Source organism: Fodinibius sp. (assembly GCF_041642155.1).
Lineage (GTDB): Bacteria > Bacteroidota > Rhodothermia > Balneolales > Balneolaceae > Fodinibius.
Window position 1 is genome coordinate 1 of the sequence record NZ_JBEPWZ010000169.1, and the last position, 6,346, is coordinate 6,346.

A 6,346-nucleotide genomic window follows, 5' to 3' on the forward strand; every position below is an offset into this window, starting at 1 on the left:
TGCACTTGCCGGTGGGTTTTGAGCTGGCGCCGGAAGGGGTATATGTGTCGCAAGGGACCAATTTGAAGCTTTACACCGACACCGATGGAGACGACAAAGCTGACCGGGAAGAAATTGTTATGAGCGGGTTTGACGATCATGATACCCACCATGCGCACAGCGCGTATACGCCTGATCCTTCCGGAGCCATTTACATGGGAGAGGGCGTGTTCCTGCATACCAATGTGGAGACCTCCTACGGCCCGGTCCGTGGTACCAATGGCGGTTTTTACCGGTTTAGTCCCCAGCGCCGGAAGCTGGAACGGACGGCCCAGCTTTCCATACCTAATCCCTGGGGGATCGCCTTTGACCGATGGGGACAAAACTTTTTTGCCGAAACCTCCAGTCCCAATGTACGCTGGATGATGCCTGGTACCATCAAGCCGCTGTACGGAGAATCTTCTCCCATGTCAGAAAATCTGATTGAGCAGGATCATATGGTTCGGCCTACTTCCGGCCTGGAGTTTGTATCCAGTCGTCATTTCCCGGAGGAGGTTCAGGGTGATTTGCTCATTAATAATACCATAGGATTTTTAGGAACCAAACAACACCAGATGACCGAGGATGGAACAGGGTACACCACCCGACATCGCCAGGATTTGGTGGAATCATCAGATGGCAACTTTCGTCCGGTGGATATGGAATTTGCCCCGGACGGATCGCTCTACCTGGTCGACTGGCACAACGTATTGGTCGGCCACATGCAGCATAACGCGCGCGATCCCCTGCGGGACCACAAGCACGGGCGAATCTATCGCATCACCTATCCCTCCCGCCCGCTGGTAGAACCGGCCGAGATTGCCGGTGCCTCCATCGAACAGCTGCTGGAAAATTTAAAACTGCCTGAATACCGCACGCGCAATCGTACCCGGCGCGAGCTTCGGGGGCGCGATGCCGAAGAGGTCCGGTCAAAAATCACAGAATGGACCGCCGGCCTCGATCAGGATGATCCTCAGTACGAACACCACTTGCTGGAAGCTTTATGGGTAACCTGGGGGCTCAATGATCTGGACGAATCACTCCTTCGGAAACTGCTTGAAGCAAACGATCACCGGGTCCGGGCTGCCGCGGTACGGGTCGTCCGCTATACCGGCCACCAGCTTGATGATCAGGCGGAGCTGCTGATACAGGCCGCAGGAGATGATCACGGGCGGGTGCGGCTGGAAGCGATTGTGGCGGCATCCTGGCTGGAGGAAGATGAAGGATTACCCGTACTGGCGAAAGCCGGAGAAAAACCGCTTGACCGATGGATCGCCCCTGCGTTTAATGCTGCCATGGCTCATATTAAAGGAGAGTCGTATGAGCCGCCAGAGGAACAGGACGAGATCGATGAAACGGATCTGGAAGGAGCCGAGTATGAGCTTTTTGTCCAGGGCAGGGAAATTTATAACCAGGAAGGAAGCTGCGGCACCTGCCACCAGCCTGATGGGCAGGGGCTTTCGAACTCTGGATTTCCGCCGTTGGCCGGAACCAACTGGGTTCTGGGAAGTGAGGAACGGCTGATAAAACTGGTGCTGAACGGATTGCAAGGCCCCATTGAGGTATTGGGGGAGACCTATCCGGGCCAGGTACCAATGACCCCCTTTGGAGGCATGCTCGAAGATGAGGAGGTGGCTGCTGTACTCACCTACGTGCGCAATGCATTTGGAAATGAAGCTCCGGCCATCTCCACCGAAAAGGTGAAAGAAGTGCGGGCTTCGACTGAAGATAAATCCGGCTTTTATACACCTCAGGAATTGCTGGACGAACATCCTCTTGAGGATTGATGCAGAGGTCAATGGCAGTCAAAAGAGTAGACCTTTTATCGGTACTTTATGAATATGTACGGACCAACAAAATGGGTGGCTTGTAATTTGCCTAAAAGATATGTCGAGATTATTTAGCATTATCATAACAATTCTGGTTTATCTTCTGCTCTCTGTAGTAAGTGGGATGGCACGACAACCCAATATTGTGTTTATTTTTGCTGATGATCTGGGCTATCATGATGTTGGTATCAACGGCAATGATGAGGTACGCACGCCGAATATTGATGCTCTGGCTGAGGAGGGGCTCAGGTTTACCCGCGCCTATAACATGGGGTCCTGGAGTCCTGCTGTTTGTATACCAAGCCGTACGATGCTAAATACCGGGCAATATGTCTGGAATGCCCGGAAATTAAGCGAAGAAGAGTACCGTTCAGTAATTAAGCGACAAGATTTTTGGAGTCAAAAGCTTAAACAAGCGGGATACCATACATACTTTACGGGAAAATGGCATGTTCCGGGGCTTGATCCCAATGATCTGTTTGATCATGTTATCCATGTTCGTCCGGGTATGCCGGAACAGACGGAGGCAGGATATGATCGCCCTCACAAGGGTAAAGAGGACCCCTGGAGTCCATACGATCAGGCATTTGGGGGGTTTTGGGAAGGGGGAACCCACTGGTCTGAGGTGCTTGCCGAAGATGCATTGAATTTTATAGATCATGCCACTGAGCGTGAAGATCCGTTTTTCATGTATTTGGCCTTTAACGCTGCTCATGATCCCCGGCAATCGCCGAGGAATTATGTTGAGTCCTATGATCCGAGTGAATTGAAGATCCCGGTTAATTACCAGCAGGAATATCCCTATAATGAAGCAATAGGTTCCGGTCGGGATCTGCGTGACGAGCGCCTGGCTCCATTTCCACGCACCGAATATGCGGTTGGCGTGCATCGGCAGGAATATTATGCGATTATTTCTCACATGGATGAGCAGATAGGAATTATTCTTGATAAACTGGAAGATAGCGGCAAAATCGAGAATACGATCATTGTGTTTACTGCCGACCACGGTCTTGCAGTCGGGCAGCACGGGTTTATGGGCAAGCAGAATATGTATGAACATTCACTCAGAGTCCCTTTTATCATAGCGGGTCCTGGAATTCCCACTGGAGCGGAGAATGAAACGCCCATTTACCTACAGGATGCTGCACCGACGGCGATTCGGCTTGCGGGTGGTGAAGTACCGGATTCCTATCAATTTCAATCCTTACTCCCGCTGATTCGCAGAGATACAACACAGCTCCATACTGCCATTTACGGCACTTACCTGGATAAACAGCGATCTGTCATTGAATGGCCTTATAAACTCATTCTGTATCCTGGGATAGATAAAGTACGCTTGTATGATTTGGAAGAGGATCCGTACGAAACGGAGGATTTATATGATGAGGAAGATTCGAAGCCAGTTATTCAACACCTTATGGAACGCCTTGTAGAACTGCAGGATGAAACGGGAGATCAACTTGATTTAACCGAATATTATGCTGAATGGTTTTGATATTGATGCTTGACCAAAACTTAATTGCAAACTAAAGCCTGTTTTTAAATATGACGGATATACTTGTTCGATTGGGAGCGGGAGTTTATACGTGGTTTATGGATGCCAGCGGGAAAATGTCGAGACCTGTGGCTGTTTGCAAAGCGTGGTAACCGGGAATTTTGTTAGTAAAATAAAAAATTACACACTCTAAACTCAATACTGCCATAATGGAACACAACTTATATCAGAATAAAAAAGTGTTTGGAAAAAAAATAGTGCCCCTGATCGCGGGAATATTGTTTTTAACTTTTACCTGTTTGCCGAGGGCTCAGGCCCAGCAGGGAACGGAGTGGATTTCCTATAACCCGGCGGACGGACCGGGCAACGGCAAGCGTGTTGTGCTGGTTAGCGGAGATGAAGAGTATCGCTCGGAGGAAGCCCTTCCTGTGTTAGGCGAAATTCTCGCCAAACAGCATGGGTTTGATACGACTGTACTGTTTGCCATTGATCCGGAAACAGGTCATGTAGATCCCGAACACCAAACGAATATTCCGGGGCTGGAACAGCTGCGGGATGCGGACCTGATGGTCATTTTTACCCGGTTCCGGGAACTGCCGGACGAGCAGATGAAATATATTCACGAGTACCTTCAGGCCGGCAAGCCGGTGGTGGGTATGCGCACGGCCACCCACGCTTTCAATTATGAACGAAATCCCGACAGTCCTTATGCCAAGTATGATTTCGGCAGTGAAGAGAAGGGCTGGGAAGGCGGTTTCGGCCGGCAGATCCTCGGCGAGACCTGGATTGATCATCACGGCGTTCACGGTAAAGAGGGAACCCGGGGACTCATCGACGGGATTAAGGAGCGGGAGGAACATCCTGTTCTTCAGGGGGTTCGTGATATTTGGGGACCGACGGACGTGTATGGCGTCAGGGAGCTGCAGGGAGATCCCGACGTGCTGGTGTGGGGACAGTCGACCAGTGGGATGAACCCGGAAGCCGAGGTGAACCTGGACAAGTCGATCATGCCGGTAGCGTGGACGAAGGAATATACCAGTGAAGCGGGAAACAGGGGCAGGGTTTTCGCAACGACGATGGGGGCGGCGGAAGATTTGGAAAGTGAGGACTTGCGACGCCTGCTGGTCAACGCCTGTTACTGGGCCCTGCAGATGGAGGATGATATTTCCGAAAAAAGTGACGTTTCGATGGACGGCCCCTACAAGCCCACCATGTTTGGATTTGGTGATCATCAAAAAGGACTAACACCAGCTGATTTTAAATAAACGATAACCCGGTTACCATTTACCCGTTTTTTGATTAACAATCGTCTAACGGCAAAGTGAAGTCAATTCTCCTGGCTTACCGAAAAAGGTTGGCATAAACTGTTTTCCAGGGCGGAGCCTGATATTTCATGCTATTTGACGGGTCCCTGTTAAAAAGTCTCTTCCGGATAGGGTGCGGGACAGGCTTCGGAGAAGAGAAATTTAGAGGAATTTTTAAAATTCCTTTTTATATAACATTTTTCCGGTCTCTTCCGAGGGGAGATACGGTAAGCAAATAATTGATAACTAATAACAACAACTTAGAACCCAAAAATAATGAAGAAAGTAGGATTTAACTTGCTGGCATGGTCGGCGGTGGTCTCTGACGAGCTCTTGCCAATGGCTGAACGACTTAAAAAAATAGGCTACGATGGCATTGAATGTTTTATTGGCGCAGAGGACAAACAAGTGTACCGTGATTTCGGCCGGGAGATCGGTGACCTGGGCCTTGAGATGACCTGCGTGATGGTATTAGGCCCCGAAGAAAATCCCATAAGTCCCTCTGCAGAGGTACGTCAAAAGGGACTTGATCGCATCAAATGGGCGGTCGATCGGGCTGATGACATGGATGCAGGTCTCCTCTGCGGCCCCTTTCATTCCGCTTTTGCAACCTTCCATGATAAATCTCCCGACCAGGACGAATACAAGCGCAGCGCCGAAGTGCTTGCCAAAGCCGGGGACTATGCCGCACAGGCTGATATCGTGCTGGCGCCCGAGGCAATCAATCGTTTCGAGTGCTATTTGTGTAATACGATGGAACAGCTGGTCTATCTCGTCGAGCAGGCAGCACATCCGAACGTCAAAGCTCATTTTGATACGCATCATGCCAACATCGAAGAAAAAAAGCTGGCCGGGGCCATCAAGAAGGTAGCGCCGGTACTGGGACATGTACATATCAGTGAAAACGATCGGGGCACGCCGGGGTCGGGACACATTCCGTGGGATGAGACCTTTGGGGCGCTTGCTGATATTGGCTATGACGGGTGGCTGACGATCGAGGCCTTTACCCGCGATGATCCTGATTTTGCCAACTCCATTAATGTGTGGCGCGAATACAACAAACCGTGGGATGTCGCCGAGCAGGGGTACACTTTTATAAAAAAAATGTGTGAAAAATACGGTTTATAATATATTTTCAGATCACCGATAGCTATTCTTAAACTGTATAACCCATATGTATATATGAGAGAGTCCTTGAGTCCATGCTAGGTGGGTTCTGACCCATTGGTTAGTACATTTTAATTTTCAGTTTAAAAAAATATTTATGAAAAACTCTTTATTACTTACTACGATTATTGCATTATTGTTTAGCTATTCCCCCTTTTCAGTATTAGACAAGGAAAAACCTTATAGGGGAATCGAGAAAATAATCAGTGAAGATGCAATGAGCGAAAAGTTATTACGCCATGTAGTGTTATTCAAGTTTAAAGATAATACCTCCAGCGAGGAAATAGCAGAGGTGGAGGAGGCATTTTCCGCACTTCCGGACAAGATCTCTGAAATCAAGGAGTATGAATGGGGGATAAATAATAGTCCCGAAGGTCTGGATAAAGGTTTCACTCATTGTTTCCTTGTCACGTTCGAAAGTGAAGAAGACCGTGCAACCTATCTTCCTCATCCGGACCATCAGGCTTTTGTAGAAATTTTAGAACCGCATCTGGAGGATGTACTTGTTATCGACTATTGGGCTGGTGATGAAT

Annotated in this window: 5 protein-coding genes; all 5 read left to right on the plus strand. The window is 49.2% G+C overall.

The window, feature by feature from the left end:
• Positions 1-1,805 (plus strand): c-type cytochrome (locus ACESLU_RS10060; RefSeq protein WP_372638524.1); only part of this gene is annotated, 1,805 nt, incomplete at its 5' end.
• A 166-nt stretch (positions 1,806-1,971) separates the two neighbouring features.
• A complete protein-coding gene (locus ACESLU_RS10065) occupies positions 1,972-3,342 on the plus strand; it encodes a sulfatase-like hydrolase/transferase (RefSeq protein ID WP_372638525.1) in 1,371 nt (456 codons plus the stop codon).
• A 209-nt stretch (positions 3,343-3,551) separates the two neighbouring features.
• Positions 3,552-4,607, plus strand: coding sequence for a ThuA domain-containing protein (locus ACESLU_RS10070; protein ID WP_372638526.1), 1,056 nt, complete (start codon positions 3,552-3,554; stop codon positions 4,605-4,607).
• 315 nt (positions 4,608-4,922) lie between these two features.
• Entirely contained in the window at positions 4,923-5,774 is an 852-nt protein-coding gene (locus ACESLU_RS10075; protein WP_372638527.1) for a sugar phosphate isomerase/epimerase family protein, read from the plus strand.
• 136 nt (positions 5,775-5,910) lie between these two features.
• On the plus strand, positions 5,911-6,346 hold a 436-nt coding region (locus ACESLU_RS10080; protein ID WP_372638528.1), incomplete at its 3' end, for a Dabb family protein.